This is a genomic window from Novosphingopyxis iocasae, from assembly GCF_014334095.1.
GTDB classification, from domain to species: Bacteria; Pseudomonadota; Alphaproteobacteria; order Sphingomonadales; family Sphingomonadaceae; genus Novosphingopyxis; species Novosphingopyxis iocasae.
In genome coordinates this window covers 2,115,860-2,129,605 of sequence record NZ_CP060495.1, presented here as the reverse complement: position 1 = coordinate 2,129,605, position 13,746 = coordinate 2,115,860, and the positions used below count along the sequence as shown (strand labels likewise).

The following is a 13,746-nucleotide window of genomic DNA, read 5'->3' as shown; positions in this document are numbered from 1 at the left end:
ACGCTCCCCCTCACCTCCGCCCGGCGGAGGGGGATAGCCCGCCATCCGGCGCGGTGCCCCGCAAACAGTTGAAAGAAGGAAAGCGCAGCATGGCTGACAGTAAACCCGGAAAATCCAATGCGCTCCAGCGCGAGGTGACGGTAACGCCCGAGCTTGCGGCTATCACCGGAGCAGGCCCGCTGACGCGCGCCTCGGTCACCAGCCGCGTGTGGGAATATATCAAAAAGCATGATCTGCAGGCGAAAGACGACAAGCGCCAGATCGAGCCTGATGCAATGCTCGGCAAGGTGATCGGCAATGAGCGGATTTCGATGTTCAAGATGACCTCGGCCATCTCCAAGCACATCAAGTAAGAACTTTCGGGCGGCGGGCTGCAATGCCTGCCGTCTTCAAAGACCGAGCAGGGTGAGCGTTCGCTCGTCCCGTTCGCCATCGTAGAACGCATCGAGTGCCGTAGCGAAGCGGCGGGTGGCGTCGCCTTTGGCAGCACGTTCGAATAGCGTCATCGAGCTGCGGAATTTCAGCGCGTCGATGCCGCCCAGAATCGCCTCGGCGCTGAGATTGCCGGCATGGGCCAACATCGCCTCGGTCGCCGCTTCGAGCCGCGGACCCAGCACTGGGTGGTCCAGATAGGCCGCGGCCTCCGCGATACCGGACAGGGCGAATGCCTTTGCGGTTTCGCTGCTGCCGAGACCGGCGATCTGGGGGAACAGGAACCACATCCAGTGGCTCCGTTTCGACCCGGCCTGAAGCTCGGCGAGGGCCTGTTCGAAGATGCCGCGTTGCGCTGCAACGAAACGGCTGAGATTGTAGCGATCGTCCAAAAGCCTTTCCTACAGTGCCCTTGCCAGCCTAATGGTCTGCTGTGAGCAACGATCCCGACAGCACCGTCTACCCAGCCTCCTGCCTGTGCGGGGGCGTGCGCTATGACGTCTCCGGCCCGCTCGATGAGGCTGCACTGTGCCACTGTTCGATGTGCCGCCGCGCAACCGGCAGCGCGTTCAATGTCGCCGTTCCGGTGGCGGAGGCACAGCTGCGCTGGATTGCGCGCGGGACTTTGCGCGAGTTCGAAAGCTCACCGGGAAAGATGCGCGCTTTCTGCAGCGGCTGCGGCGCGGCGGTCTACAGCCGCCGGACCGCGAAACCGGGGCAGCTGCGCCTGCGGATCGGTCTGATCGAAGGTCTCAGCGACCTATCCGATGTCTATCATATCTATTGGGCGGACCGGCTTAGCTGGATGGACCGGTTCGGCGATCTGCCCAAAAATGCGGGTGAGGAGCCGGGGCGCTCCTGAGCGCCCCGGTTGTCTTAGCCTACTGCGTCGCCCCAGGCTTCAGGCGGCATGGCGACGCGGTCGCTTGTCTGGAACGGCGCGCTGTAGCCCTGTGTTTGGCCGATGTCCGGAACGTTTAGCGTGATCGCGTCCGTTCCCAGCTCGATCTTCAGCGGTTGCTCGGCGCCCGGCACGCTGAAATTCTGGCGGGTGTCGCTGCCACCGGCGGCTGCGGTGGTGGTCGTGCCGTCGATAGGCCCGGCGCTGCCGTCCTCATTGCGCTGGCCCAGCTTTGCAGTCAGCCCAGAATCGCCATCGGACAGGGTGATCGTGCGCGATCGATCCCACACTTCTTCCTCACGGCTCACCTGGAGCGGGCCGACATTGACGTGCACGGCCATTTTGACCTCCCCGCCCGGTTCGCAGGGCGCGATGGCAAGGATAAGCTCCTTGCCCTGCATCTGTTCGTTGCCGCCGGCCGCTTCTGTGCCCCGGAAAGCCCGTCCGCATTTATCGCGCAGCCCCGCCATGAAGGCAGACGCCGGCGTTGCTGCAGCGGTCTCTTCCGAAGGATTTCCTTCGGAGCAGGCTGCCAATGGCAACAAAGCGGCAGTTGCGATCATCAATATCGAATAGCGCATGTTTTTTATTCCCCTCCTGTTCGGTGCAAGAGCATGGCAGAACGCGCACCGCTTCCCAAGCGCTGCTTTCGTTGCTACATTACACCCAGCTATCGTCGCCTATCGACGGAACTTGGTGTCTTGGCCAGCCGCTGCGGTGGCGGCCTTTCTCTGCTTTCCCTCCAGAATCGACTTCCGGCGAACCACGCGTCGCGGCGTTCGCGGCGCGCGTCACACTTTGTTTCTGTGAGAAAGGAAACGCTTATGCCTATCGGCACCGTAAAATTCTTCAACGAAGACAAGGGCTATGGCTTCATCGCCCCCGAAGATGGCGGCGAAGACAGCTTCGTCCACATCACCGCCGTGCAGGCCGCCGGCATGCACACCCTGCAGAAGGAACAGCGTCTCAGCTATGAAATCGAGCAGGGCCGCAATGGCAAGAAGTCTGCCGTGAACCTTCAGGAGGCCTGATCGCAAGATCTACCCTGAAATCTTGAACCTCGGCCCGATCGGAAAGCAGACTATGCAAAAAGAAGCGAAATTCTTCCTCGAACGGGCCGAGGCTGACGCGGCCATTGCCGCACAGACCGCCTTGGACAATGTCCGCTCGCGCGCCTTGCGTAGCGAAAAGGCCTGGCGGCAGATGGCTGCGCGCGCTGAACGCACTGCTACCGAGCGTAAACAGCGCGAGGCGGAAGCAGAAGAGCGGCGGAATATCGCGCCATCGTAGATGCTGACACGTCGCCCATTGGCTGCTCCGGTTTCACTGCGGCAGGCCTGATGCAACGGCTTGGCTTGCTACGATGAAATGACAGGAATGTTACAACAGCGTTGCAGCCTTCTCGCATTTATGTCACTTTAGTGTCATAAATGTTTCGGGAGACTCGCAATGCTGCTTTCCTTTCTGCTTGCCGCGGCAACCGCACCGCAGGCCACAGCGTCGGTCGAGGCGCCGCAAGAAATCAATTATGATCAAGGTCAGCTGGGGTTCGCAGCCATGCAAACCGGCCGAAACGAAGAAGCCATCCGGCAACTGGAAAGCTCTTCGGCCGAGCTTCCGAATGATCCTGCGCGGCTCATCAACCTGGGCAATGCTTATGCCCGAATGGGCCGGATGGAAGAGGCACGCGCCACATTGCGCCGCGCCGTGGAGTTGCAGGAGCATTTCGATCTGGTGCTTGCGGACGGACGTGTCGTCGATAGCCGCCGCGCGGCCATCTATGCGTTGGACCGCCTGAACGGTCGGCAGACCATGCAGGTCGCCGGTAACTGACGGAAGTCATGGGGGAGGCCGATACGCCAGCCTCCCCGCTTTGATCGGACTTCAAATCCGGTCGGGATAGACCGGTTCGATATCGACAGGGATGTCGCGCATGCTGGCAATCACCCGCTCGGCATGGTCATCCAGTTTTGCCCATTTGGCGAAGAAGGCCTTGGTGCCGTCATAATCGCCGCGCGCCTGCAACATCAGCTCATCATGCAGAAGATCGCGCAGGCCGCTTTCCATCTTTGCATCGTCGATGACGTAGCGGTCGGCCGCAGCATCCCATCGAAACGCGCCTTTATTCAGAAGATACCCATATTGCAGCGCGGCGCCCTTGCCGTGGGCCTCCTGCGTTCCGAACCGCATCGAGCGGAAGATGCCGGTGAGATAGCTGGCGAATAGCTGCGGTTTCTCCGCGATCGGCAGTTCACCCTTTTGCATCATCAACAGGATGTTCCAGATTCCCATCACATCGGCCTTGGACTCCTCCAGTGCGGAATATTGATCGCGTAACTGTTCGCTGACGGTGGTTTGCTGACCGTTCAGCGTGATCGTGCCCGGCCCCAGGCTGTGCGACAATTCGTGAAACAGCGTATGCAGCTGCATATATTTCTTGGCGACGAGCGCTGCCTGATCCGGCTCCAGCACCAGAGGTGCCATGGGCTTCAGGATGCGATCATATTTCGCGCCAAGGACGTTCGACAGGATCACCTTCTTTGCGCCCTTCGCCTCGCGAACCCGCTCGTCATTGGGTAGGTTGAACGCGATGGTCTGCACGCCCGGAACATTATCGCCGCCGCCATGCACCTGTTCGGCCACCGCAATGGGGCTCTCGAACCCACGCTGGAAATTCTTGTCGCTGTCCGGGATCGGCAGAATGGCTTCCATGTCGCGCAGATAATGTTTGTATTTATCCAGCGCGGCGGATTCTTCCGGGTTTTTCAACGTGACGAAGCTCTCGAACGCGGTCTTCGTACCGTATAATCCATCGGTGTAGACTTCGTACGGCCCAATCGCGACCTCGATCGGCGTGCCTGTCAGGTCCATCCAGGCCAGCTCGCTCTCATAATAGTCGTCGTCGAGAAAGGCCTTGGCGCGCAGCGAGAGGAACTTCTTCAGTCTGGGATTGCTGGTGCGCGCGGCTGCCTGCTGCAACAGGCGCGCGGCCGGTTGCAGCCACTGCGCATATTCAACCGAATAGGGGACGGCCTTCAACGCATCGCCATCACGCCGCACCACCGTATAAGGGCTGGTGAGGGCAGCCTTCTGATCGGGATGCGCCGCGATATAGGCGTCGAACTCGGCGCGCGTCATATCCGAGGGATAGAAGCCCGCGCCCTCCGGCATGGCCGCACCGCCGAAGAAGGGATGCAATTCCTCGATCGAGTCCCAGGGGCCGAAATTGCGGTCGAACATTTTCAGCAGCAGATCACGATCCGGCCTATCGCTTGCGGCGATGGCGGCCCGAATGTCCGGATTGGCGGGACTGCGCTGGCGAAGGTATATTTCGCTCATCAGATCCGATGCCTGGATCAACAGGTTCACGACATCGCGCTGCTCCTGATTCAGAAAGGCCGTGTCCGGGGCCATGTCGATCCGCGCGAGCTTGGCATATTGGCCGGCAAGATCGTAACCACTTCCGGCAGGGGCCTGCGCTAAAGATTCAGACGCCAAAGACTCTGGAGCCGGCGTGGTCTGCACGCAGGCGGTGGTTGCAAGCAGCAGGGAAAGAAAGGCGAGGCGCATCGGGCGACATCCTCCGAAAATTGGGAACCTTCCAGTCACGTAACGCCGACGGCTTGCCCTGTCACCTTTCACCACCCCCGCGGTGGAGCGCTGATATTGCGCAGGCTCCCGACGATCCTGCTCAATCATTCTTATCGACAGCGCCCTAAATGAAAATGATCCCTTGCGTCATTCGATCGATCGAACTAATTCGCGCGCATGATCACAAACCGTCTGCTAGATGTCGCCATAAGCGTCTTCGGCCACCATGGTCTGCAAGGCGCAAGTACGCGGCAAATTGCCCGTGAGGCGGACAGCGCTATGTCGGCTATCACCTATCATTATGGCGGCAAGGAAGGTTTATATCTCGCTGCCGCGGATCGCATTGCCGAGCAACTGCGTGAGGGAATGGAGCGTCATCTCAGTGCCGCCGCAGCGGTTGAGGATGACGATCGGGACGGTGCGCGCGACGCCTTGCAGGATATATTCCGCTCGCTTTCCCAGAAGATGACGGCTGAGGATACGGCCGACCATACGCGTTTCATCCTGCGCGAACAGATGAACCCCACGGCAGCCTTCGATCATATCTACGATGGTTTCATGCAGGGCATGTTCGCCTGCATGATGCGGCTCGTCTGCATTGCCACTGGTGTCGATGAGCGCGTGGCGGCGATCGTCGTTTCCGCTCTTTCGGGTCAGGCTATGAGCCCCCGATCTTCGCGCGCACTGCTGCTGCGCAAGCTGCGCCTGGGAAGTTATGACGAAGCGACACGCCTGGAAATCCAGCATGTGCTCGCCGACCAAGTGGACGCCATGCTGAACAACCTTGCAAACAAGGCTCGGCCTCTCCCGAAGGAAATGCAATGAACGACGGCGAAGACTCGCGCTCGGAAGACGCGGATGATGCGAAGCCGGCCCATGAAGCGGGCGAACAGGATGGCGCCACAGGGACGGAAGGTGCCGGTACCGAAGAAGCCACCGGAAAGCAGAAAAAGTCTCTTTTCAAAAAGCCAGTTTTCTGGATCATTCTGGTAATCGTCGTCGCCGCAATCGCGATCGGCGGTACGCTCTATTATCTTCATGCGCGCCAGTATGAATCCACCGATGACGCCTTCGTCGATGCGCATATCGTGCGGTTGGCCGCGCAGGAAGCTGGCACCCTTACCAAGGTGGCCAATCTCGATAACCAGCATGTGAAGGCGGGAACGCTGCTGGCGGTGATCGAACCATCCGGACAGGTCGACAAGCTGGACGAGGCGGAAGCCAATATCCAGCAGGCGCGCGAGCAATATCGCCAACAACTTGCCCAGATTTCCTCCGCTCAGGCGCAGCGGCAACAGGCCGCTTCCGAAGCGCGCGTCCCGCTGGCCGCCGCGCTGAAGGCGAAGCAGGATCTACAGCGTTATCTGACCCTCGCGAAGCTCGACCCCAATGCCGTTTCGGGCCAGCAGCTGGACGAGGCGCGCAAAGAAGTGCGCAGCACGCAGGCGCAGGCTGCGGCCGCGCGCAGCCAGATCGAAAGCGCGGACGCCGCCGTCACCGTAGCGCGCAAACAAGCCGATGTTGCCGAGGCCGCGATCGCCGCCCGGCAGGCATCGGCCAAGGCTTCCCAGACGAATATCGCGAACCTGCAGATCAAGGCCCCTATTGCCGGGCAGGTGGTGAACCGGCAGGTGAATGTCGGCTCCTATGTCGCACCCGGATCGCAGCTGATGGCGCTGGTGCCCGAAGACATGTGGATCACCGCCAATTTCAAGGAAACCCAGCTGGAAACCATGCGCGTGGGCCAGCCGGTCAGCATCAAGATCGACGCCTTTCCGAATGTCGAATTCAAAGGCTATGTCGCCAGCTTCCAGCAGGGCGCGGGCCAAGCTTTTGCTATTCTGCCTCCGCAGAACGCGACGGGAAATTTCGTGAAGGTGGTACAACGCGTGCCCGTGCGCATCGTGTTCGATGTCAAAAACGGCCCCGATCCACGCAAATATCCGATTGGCCCCGGCATGTCGGCCGTCCCCACCGTCAAGGTGCGCTGATCCCGTGGCAAGTGCCGCTGCATCCGGCAACCAATGGACGCCATCGCGCTCCGCGGCGGGGCCTTACAGCCCGTGGCTGATCGTCGCGATTATCTCGATTCCGACATTTATGGAGGTGCTGGACACCGCCATCGCCAATGTCGCGCTCGATCATATCGGCGGCAGCCTTTCGGTCACCACCGATCAGGTGACCTGGGTTCTGACAAGCTATCTGGTCGCCAACGCCATCATCATCCCGCTGTCCGGCTGGCTGAGCGATGCGATCGGGCGAAAGCGTTATTTCACGCTCTCGATCATTCTGTTTACGGCGGCGAGCCTGCTTTGCGGGCTTGCCCCGAACCTGACGACATTGATCATCGCGCGCGTGCTGCAGGGAATAGGCGGCGGCGGGCTGGCACCAGTGGAACAGTCAATTCTTGCGGATACCTTTCCGCCGGAAAAGCGCGGGATGGCCTTTGCCGCCTTTGCCATCGTGGTCGTGGTCGGACCGGTGCTGGGGCCGACACTGGGCGGCTACATCGTTGAATATGCCAGCTGGCACTGGGTGTTCCTGATCAACGTGCCAGTCGGAATCCTGGCGGTGTTTCTGGTACAGGCCTTTGTCGCCGAACCTGAACAGGTGGAGAAAGACCGCAAGGCGCGCTTCAAGGACGGCCTTCGCATCGATTATATCGGCGTGGCGCTGGTCGTGCTTGGCCTGGGGTTCCTAGAATACACGCTGGATTCCGGGCTGCGGGAGGACTGGTTTTCCAGCAACCTCATCATCGTCACGGCCTCGATTGCGGCAGTATCGCTGATCGCACTAGTTCTCTGGGAGCTCAATCATGACGATCCGGTCGTGAACCTGCGGCTCATGAAGAACCGGAACTTCTCGATGACGCTACTGATCATGACGGTAACGGGCGTCATCCTGTTCGGCACCACCCAGCTGATCCCGCAGATGTTGCAGCAGGTGATGGGTTACAGTTCGCTCGATGCTGGCTTGGCGCTCACCTTCGGTGGCTTCGCAACCCTGATCGCGGTGCCGTTTGCCGGAAAGTTGAGCGACAAGGTGGACGTCCGCTGGCTGCTGTTTCCCGCGCTGTTGGTCCAAGGGGCCGCGCTGTGGAATATGGGGCAGCTGAACACGGACATGAGCTTCACCGATGCGGCCATCGCGCGCCTCTATCAGTCGATAGCGCTGCCCTTCCTGTTCGTGCCGATCAACGCGGTCGCCTATGTCGGGCTGAAACAGACCCAGACCGCACAGGCATCCAGCCTGCTCAATGTCTGCCGGAATCTCGGCGGTTCGATCGGCATTTCGCTCGCCCAGACCAAGCTCGCCAATTCGATGCAGGTCCACCAGGCGGAGATGGTGCAGCACCTCAACCCGCTCGATCCCAACTACAACCAGTGGATGGCGCAGGCCCAAGGCTTGACGGGAGGGCAGGACCTGGCGGCGCTCGCCATCCTCTATCAGCAGGTGCAGCGGCAGGCGGCGATGCTGGGTTTCATCGACGTCTTCCACTTCCTGATGGTGATCGTCTTCGTGGTTTCTCCGCTCGTCTTCCTCATGCGCAAGTCTGATGGCGAATCCGCACCGGCAGGAGCAGGACATTGAAATATTTTGGTAAATCAGTTCTCCTTGCCAGTGTGATGCTGTCGGCCTGCACCGTCGGGCCGAATTACAATGCGCCGGAGACGCAGCTGCCGCCCGCTTTCACCGGCCCCGCGCCAAGCGGTGATGCGATCGATCCGGCGCGCTGGTGGACCTATTACAAGGACCCGGAACTGACGTCGCTGATCGCCCGGGCGGTTGAGGGCAATCCGGACATCGCCATCGCCGCTGCGCGGGTGCGGCAGGCGCGGTTGCAGGAGATTGCGGCGCGGGCCAAGGGCCTTCCCTCGCTCGATGCGCAGGCCAGCGTGAGCCAGCTGGAGCTCAGCAAGAACGCAGGCTTTGCCAATCTGGCGCGGGCCTTCGGTGGCGGCGGGTCGACCGGTTCGGGCGGAGCCGGCGGCGGTGCGACCAACGGTGTGGCCCTGCCGGGCGGCGGCATCACCACCTATGCGGCTGGCTTCGATGCCAATTGGGAGCTCGATCTGTTCGGCGGCGCCAAGCGCGGTACCGAAGCGGCCATCGCGCGCACCGAAGCGGCGATCTGGAATGCGCGCGATGCCGAAGTCATGCTGGCCGGCGAGATAGCGCAGGCCTATTTCGCCCTACGGTTCGATCAGCAGCAGATGGACGTCATCCAGACCGAAATCGCCGCGCAGCAGCGCGTCGTCGATATTGCCGCGCACAACGCAGAGGTCGGCCTGATCCCGGCGATCGAGGCCATCAATGCGCGCCAGCAACTGACGGCGGATCAGGCGCGGATCGAGCCGATCCGGGCGGACATGGCGGTGCGCCGCCACGCGATAGCCCTGTTACTGGGCGATCAACCCGGTGCGCTCGATGGCGAACTGGCGCAATTCGATGCGCCCTTGGTGACCGCGCCGATCGTGCCGCCGGGCCTGCCATCCGATCTGCTGCGCCGCCGCCCGGACATCCGCGCTGCCGAGCGCAATCTGGCGGCAAGCACTGCGGATATTGGCGTGGCGGTGGCAGACCTTTATCCCAAATTCAGCCTCACCGGCATGGTCCAGCTGATCTCCACGGCGCTGTCATCGCTGATCAGCACGGACAGCCTGCAGCTGACGGGCAGCGCGCTCGGCCAGTTTCCGATCTTCGATTTCGGCCAGCGAAAGGCTGCGGTCGCAGGGCGGGAGGCGGCGCGCGACGAGGCCTATTTGCAATATCGGAAGACCGTGCTTGGTGCGCTGCGCGATGTGGAGGATCCGCTGGCGCAGATCGATACCGAGCGTCGCCGCAATGGTGTGCTGGCACAGGGCGTGGCGGATGCGCAGGCCAATGCCAAGGCGGTGGAAGCGCGGTACGCCGCAGGCTTCGTTTCGGAAGACGCGGCGCTGAAGGCCCGCGCCCAGTGGTTGTCCGCGCGTGAGCAGCTCGCACAGAGCGACGCGCAGCTTCGTCAATATAGCATCGCCTTGTTCAAGGCGCTGGGTGGCGGCTGGGAAGGCGTGGAGGCGGAACGGCAGGCCGGCTTCGATGCGGCTGGCTTTACCGATCCAACTGAGTGAACCGGGACAGCCAGCAAACGGCCTCATCGTCGGTATAGTTGTCCGCCGCCGCGCCGATCACGATCTCGCCGACCGAGCGGCCAGCCAGCGACGCTTCGGTGAAGGCATTGAACAGCCACACGCCATGACTGCGCGCGAAGGCCATATTGCGTTCGGTAAGCTCGGCCGGGGTGCCTTCGATCAAAAGCTGGAACGCGTTGCCGTGAGGAGGTTTCGGATGAACGATCGCGTCGATTGACCCGTCCAGAGCCGCGGCCAAGCTGCGCGCGCGCGCAGTATAATGGCCCATCCGGCCGACATGATCGTCAAGCCCGGTTAGTGCGGAAATTGCCTGGGGGTAGCTGGTGAAGTGGTCGCCGCCATAGCGGGTCTTCCAGGGCAACGCCGCAGCGATATGGTCATTCTCGCCCAGCAGCATAGCCCCGCCAAGGCCGCCCAGTCCCTTGTAAAAAGAAACATAGACGCTGTCGGACAGCGCGGCGAGGTCTTCCAACGTCACGCCATAGGCTGCTGCGGCTTCCCACAAACGCGCACCGTCGAAATGCAGCGCGATCTGCCGCGCCCGGCAATAGTCGGAAATCGCCTGCAACGCTTCCATCTTCGGCAGAAGATAGCCCGACCGACGCAGAGGAAGCTCGATTACTACTGCGGCCAGCCGCTCGCCCACCGCCTGAAGATCGGCCAGGGAAAAAGGCTGGTAACGGCCCAGCCGAACCACCTCGGCACCGCCGACACGGTGGATCGCACCGGCCTCGTCCACATCGAGATGGCTTTGCGGGTGCAGCGCCACACGGCTTATCCCGGCCGCCTCCATATGGACGCGCAGGCTACAAAGCTGCGCCGTCACGCCCTTAGTGAAAAACAGCGCGGCCGGCTTACCCAGCATATCCGCCACGCGCCGTTCCAGCAGCGCCGTCGCACCGCCCTTGCCATATAGGTCCGGCTCCTCTGCGGCGTAGGGCGAGGCGGCAAGCTGACATAACCTCTGCGAAACCGGAACGGATGGGTGCTGCGACAGGAAATGGGTGCAGGCGGCCTTCACCAGAGCCTTATCGCTCCTGTCCTGGTCCCGGTTTTCAGGCATCCGAAATCCAGGGGTCGCGCTTCACCATGATCGCCGCGAACAGATCCGAAGCCAGCAGGCGGGCAAGCCAGAGCTGCAACTGCGGCAAAGGCTGCGCATCGAACCAGTCGCGATCGGCCCCGGCAAACTGCCGGACGAAAGGAAAGATGGCGATATCCGTCAGCGTGCGGCGATTGCCGCATAGATATTCGCCATCTTCAAGACGGCGCTCCAGGTGGGTCAGGATTGCCACTGCTTCGCTGCGGTGGTGCGCCCCATCGCTGTCATAGCGCGTGTCATATTTGTAGCGGTCGAGATGATGTTTGAACGGCCCGTCATTGTCCGCAATCAGATCGTCATCGACCCCGCTCAGCCAACCTTCGGGATCGTTCTGGCCCAGCGCCCATCGCATGATGTCTAGGCTCTCGTCGATCACTTCGCCGTCCCCGGTCACCAGTACCGGCACGGTGCCCTTCGGTGAGGCTTCCAGCAGCTCTGCCGGCTTGTCGCGCAGGCGTACCTCGCGATGCTCGGCCGCCATCCCGCTCACATGAAGCGCCATCCGCGCGCGCATGGCGTAGGGGCATCGCCGGAAGCTGTAGAGGATAGGGTCAGCCACGGCCGCTTCCGGGCTGTTTTGCACCGACATGGGCTACGCCGCGCTTCTTCGCCAGTTCGCTCTGGCGGTGGCGCTCGGCATAGCTGCGCCGTTGCTCCTCGGTCCGCGCGTCATGGCAGGCGGGGCAGGCGACACCCTCCACGAACAGCGGCGAAGCCCTGTCTTGCGCGCCAAGCGGCATGCGGCAGGCGCGGCACAGCGTGTGACTGCCGACTTCCAGCCCATGGCCGACGCTGACGCGTTCGTCGAACACGAAGCACTCGCCGTCCCAGCGGCTCTGCCCGGCCTCCATTTGCTCAAGATAGGCGAGGATGCCGCCCTCCAGATGGTAAACTTCCTCCAGGCCCTGCTGCTTCACAAAAGCGGTCGCCTTTTCGCAGCGGATGCCACCGGTGCAAAACATCGCGATCTTTGGATGCCTGCCATCCGCTTCCCATTCCGCGCGATGCGCCTCGAACCAATCGGGAAATTCGCGAAAGCTCTTCGTGCGCGGATCGATGGCACCGCGGAAGCTGCCGATCGCCACTTCATAGTCATTTCGGGTGTCGATCAGGATTGTATCGGGATCGTCCACCAGCGCGTTCCATTCGCGTGGCGGCACATAGGTGCCGACGGACCGGGCGGGATCGATATCGGGCTGCCCCATGGTCACGATTTCGCGCTTTATCCGCACCTTCAGGCGGTGGAAGGGCATTTCTTCGGCACGTGAGAACTTCACCGAAAGCGTTTGGCAGTCGGGCAGCGCGCGGATCGCCTTCAGCACCGCAGCGATGCCGGTGTCGCTTCCGGCGATGGTGCCGTTGATGCCCTCGTTCGCCAGAAGGAGCGTGCCCTTCACGCGCTCCCGTTCGCACAGCGCGTGAAGCGGGTCGCGTGCCTTGTACGGGTCGATCGCTGCGAAGCGGTAAAGCGCGGCGATCAGGATCGGCGGTTGCGGTGGGGAAGTATCAGGCATGAATCTCGGATAGCACTGCGCCGGCGAAAGATCGGCTGGCGCACAGGTTCAATATTGCGGTTCGCCCACAGGAGCGGGGGCGGGGGCGGGGGCAGGATCGGTCTGCGGCTCCGCGCCTGGCTGGGGCATGGCCTGGATATCGCCTGCCGGACCGCTGGTGCCCATCACGATATTCGCGCGCGGCTGCAGGATGGCTGCGTTCTCGATCCGGTCCAGAGCGTCGCGTGCCCGCGCATAGCGGCGGGCCTGGTCGAGCCAGTTTGCGGCTTCTTCCTGATTGGGAAGCTTTTCCACCTCGGCAATGGCTGCCGCGATGTTGCCCGCTTCGGTGAAGCGCCGCGCACGCCGCAGCCTTTGCGATGGGGCGGGCGAGGGCGTGCCTTCCCGGCGCAGCACGAACAATTCGCTGATTTCCCGTTTCAGCGATGGCCAGAACGCCTGATCCCTGCCGCCCACGGTCAAGCGTTCGCCGATATCATCCAGTTCGCTCTGCAACTGCTCAAGGGTGACGGGGTCTTCCCCGGCAGCGATCACGGTCTTGACGGCATTGGGCAGCGAATCGCCGAAACGCATGCGCAACTGGTCACGGATGTAACCGAGCGGCGATCCGGTATCGAGCGCGCGCCGCGCCGCAAAGGCGATCAGCAGACCCTCCGCGCGGGTGGCATTGCCGGATGCGGCCTGCGCCTGCACGTTGATGCGCGAAAGCCGGTCCTCAAGATCGCCGACGCGGCGGGACAGTGCGGCGTCCAGACTGGTGCCGCCGGCGGGCACCGCCATTTCACCGCTTGCGATCGCCTCGCTCGGCGCGGCAACCCTGCCTTGGGCATCGATTCGCTGCGCCAGCCGGTCTGCCCCGGTGCTGGCGGCGGGCGCTGCTTCAGCCTGCTTGGGCTCTTCGCCCGTAAAATCGAAGCCAGAACGCGTAAGCAGCCAGCCGGCCGCAATGGCGCCGCCCACAAAGGCGATGAGTACCGCAATCAGCACGTTCCGAAGGCCCGAATTGCCGTTGGAATTTCGCTTGATCGGCTCGTAATCGCTCATGGTAATTCCCGAAAAACGGCCATCTGC

The 13,746-nt window shown here is 62.3% G+C and carries 16 protein-coding genes; 9 read left to right on the top strand and 7 right to left on the bottom strand.

Features of this window, described 5'->3' with window-relative positions:
- Positions 1-89: 89 nt before the first annotated feature.
- The gene (locus H7X45_RS10175) at positions 90-353 is read left to right on the top strand and encodes an SWIB/MDM2 domain-containing protein (protein ID WP_187334774.1); all 264 of its coding nucleotides are present in this window, start codon (positions 90-92) and stop codon (positions 351-353) included.
- Positions 354-389: 36 nt separating this feature from the next.
- Here the strand turns inward: H7X45_RS10175 and H7X45_RS10170 are convergent, their stop codons facing one another.
- Entirely contained in the window at positions 390-824 is a 435-nt protein-coding gene (locus H7X45_RS10170; RefSeq protein ID WP_187334773.1) for a DUF1810 domain-containing protein, read from the bottom strand.
- Positions 825-865: 41 nt separating this feature from the next.
- On the opposite strand from H7X45_RS10170, the gene H7X45_RS10165 reads away from it, so the two are divergent.
- On the top strand, positions 866-1,294 hold the full coding sequence (locus H7X45_RS10165; RefSeq protein ID WP_187334772.1) for a GFA family protein: 429 nt from the start codon (positions 866-868) through the stop codon (positions 1,292-1,294).
- 14 nt (positions 1,295-1,308) lie between these two features.
- On the opposite strand, the gene H7X45_RS10160 is transcribed toward H7X45_RS10165, so the two are convergent.
- Positions 1,309-1,914, bottom strand: a complete 606-nt coding sequence (locus H7X45_RS10160) for a hypothetical protein (RefSeq protein WP_187334771.1) — start codon at positions 1,912-1,914, stop codon at positions 1,309-1,311.
- A gap of 243 nt (positions 1,915-2,157) precedes the next feature.
- On the opposite strand from H7X45_RS10160, the gene H7X45_RS10155 reads away from it, so the two are divergent.
- The 3 genes from H7X45_RS10155 (at position 2,158) to H7X45_RS10145 (ending at position 3,166) form a co-directional block, all read left to right on the top strand.
- Positions 2,158-2,364 carry a cold-shock protein gene (locus H7X45_RS10155; protein WP_187334770.1) on the top strand — a complete coding sequence of 69 codons (207 nt, stop codon included), beginning with the start codon at positions 2,158-2,160 and terminating at the stop codon, positions 2,362-2,364.
- 52 nt (positions 2,365-2,416) lie between these two features.
- Positions 2,417-2,623 (top strand): hypothetical protein, encoded by a 207-nt coding sequence (locus H7X45_RS10150; protein ID WP_187334769.1) that lies wholly within the window; start codon positions 2,417-2,419, stop codon positions 2,621-2,623.
- 159 nt (positions 2,624-2,782) lie between these two features.
- Positions 2,783-3,166 (top strand): tetratricopeptide repeat protein, encoded by a 384-nt coding sequence (locus H7X45_RS10145; RefSeq protein WP_187334768.1) that lies wholly within the window; start codon positions 2,783-2,785, stop codon positions 3,164-3,166.
- A gap of 51 nt (positions 3,167-3,217) precedes the next feature.
- On the opposite strand, the gene H7X45_RS10140 is transcribed toward H7X45_RS10145, so the two are convergent.
- Entirely contained in the window at positions 3,218-4,903 is a 1,686-nt protein-coding gene (locus H7X45_RS10140; RefSeq protein WP_187334767.1) for a dipeptidyl-peptidase 3 family protein, read from the bottom strand.
- A gap of 198 nt (positions 4,904-5,101) precedes the next feature.
- On the opposite strand from H7X45_RS10140, the gene H7X45_RS10135 reads away from it, so the two are divergent.
- Genes H7X45_RS10135 through H7X45_RS10120 form a run of 4 tightly spaced genes read left to right on the top strand, consistent with a single transcriptional unit; the run spans position 5,102 to position 10,038 of the window.
- The gene (locus H7X45_RS10135; protein ID WP_187334766.1) at positions 5,102-5,749 is read left to right on the top strand and encodes a CerR family C-terminal domain-containing protein; all 648 of its coding nucleotides are present in this window, start codon (positions 5,102-5,104) and stop codon (positions 5,747-5,749) included.
- The gene (locus tag H7X45_RS10130; protein WP_187334765.1) at positions 5,746-6,915 is read left to right on the top strand and encodes an HlyD family secretion protein; all 1,170 of its coding nucleotides are present in this window, start codon (positions 5,746-5,748) and stop codon (positions 6,913-6,915) included. The genes H7X45_RS10135 and H7X45_RS10130 overlap by 4 nt, the downstream gene beginning before the upstream one ends.
- A gap of 4 nt (positions 6,916-6,919) precedes the next feature.
- Positions 6,920-8,515 carry a DHA2 family efflux MFS transporter permease subunit gene (locus H7X45_RS10125; protein WP_187334764.1) on the top strand — a complete coding sequence of 532 codons (1,596 nt, stop codon included), beginning with the start codon at positions 6,920-6,922 and terminating at the stop codon, positions 8,513-8,515.
- Complete coding sequence (locus H7X45_RS10120; RefSeq protein WP_246449431.1) at positions 8,512-10,038, top strand: efflux transporter outer membrane subunit; 1,527 nt, start codon at positions 8,512-8,514, stop codon at positions 10,036-10,038. Before H7X45_RS10125 ends, H7X45_RS10120 begins: the two co-directional genes overlap by 4 nt.
- Here the strand turns inward: H7X45_RS10120 and H7X45_RS10115 are convergent.
- Genes H7X45_RS10115 through H7X45_RS10100 form a run of 4 tightly spaced genes read right to left on the bottom strand, consistent with a single transcriptional unit; the run spans position 10,019 to position 13,719 of the window.
- Entirely contained in the window at positions 10,019-11,122 is a 1,104-nt protein-coding gene (locus tag H7X45_RS10115) for a threonine aldolase family protein (protein ID WP_187334763.1), read from the bottom strand. The two genes, H7X45_RS10120 and H7X45_RS10115, sit on opposite strands and share 20 nt — an antisense overlap.
- Complete coding sequence (locus tag H7X45_RS10110; RefSeq protein WP_246449430.1) at positions 11,115-11,720, bottom strand: glutathione S-transferase; 606 nt, start codon at positions 11,718-11,720, stop codon at positions 11,115-11,117. The genes H7X45_RS10115 and H7X45_RS10110 overlap by 8 nt, the downstream gene beginning before the upstream one ends.
- Complete coding sequence (gene trhO / locus H7X45_RS10105; protein WP_187334761.1) at positions 11,713-12,675, bottom strand: oxygen-dependent tRNA uridine(34) hydroxylase TrhO; 963 nt, start codon at positions 12,673-12,675, stop codon at positions 11,713-11,715. The genes H7X45_RS10110 and trhO overlap by 8 nt, the downstream gene beginning before the upstream one ends.
- A 48-nt stretch (positions 12,676-12,723) precedes the next feature.
- The gene (locus tag H7X45_RS10100) at positions 12,724-13,719 is read right to left on the bottom strand and encodes a hypothetical protein (protein WP_187334760.1); all 996 of its coding nucleotides are present in this window, start codon (positions 13,717-13,719) and stop codon (positions 12,724-12,726) included.
- Between the last annotated feature and the right edge of the window lie 27 nt (positions 13,720-13,746).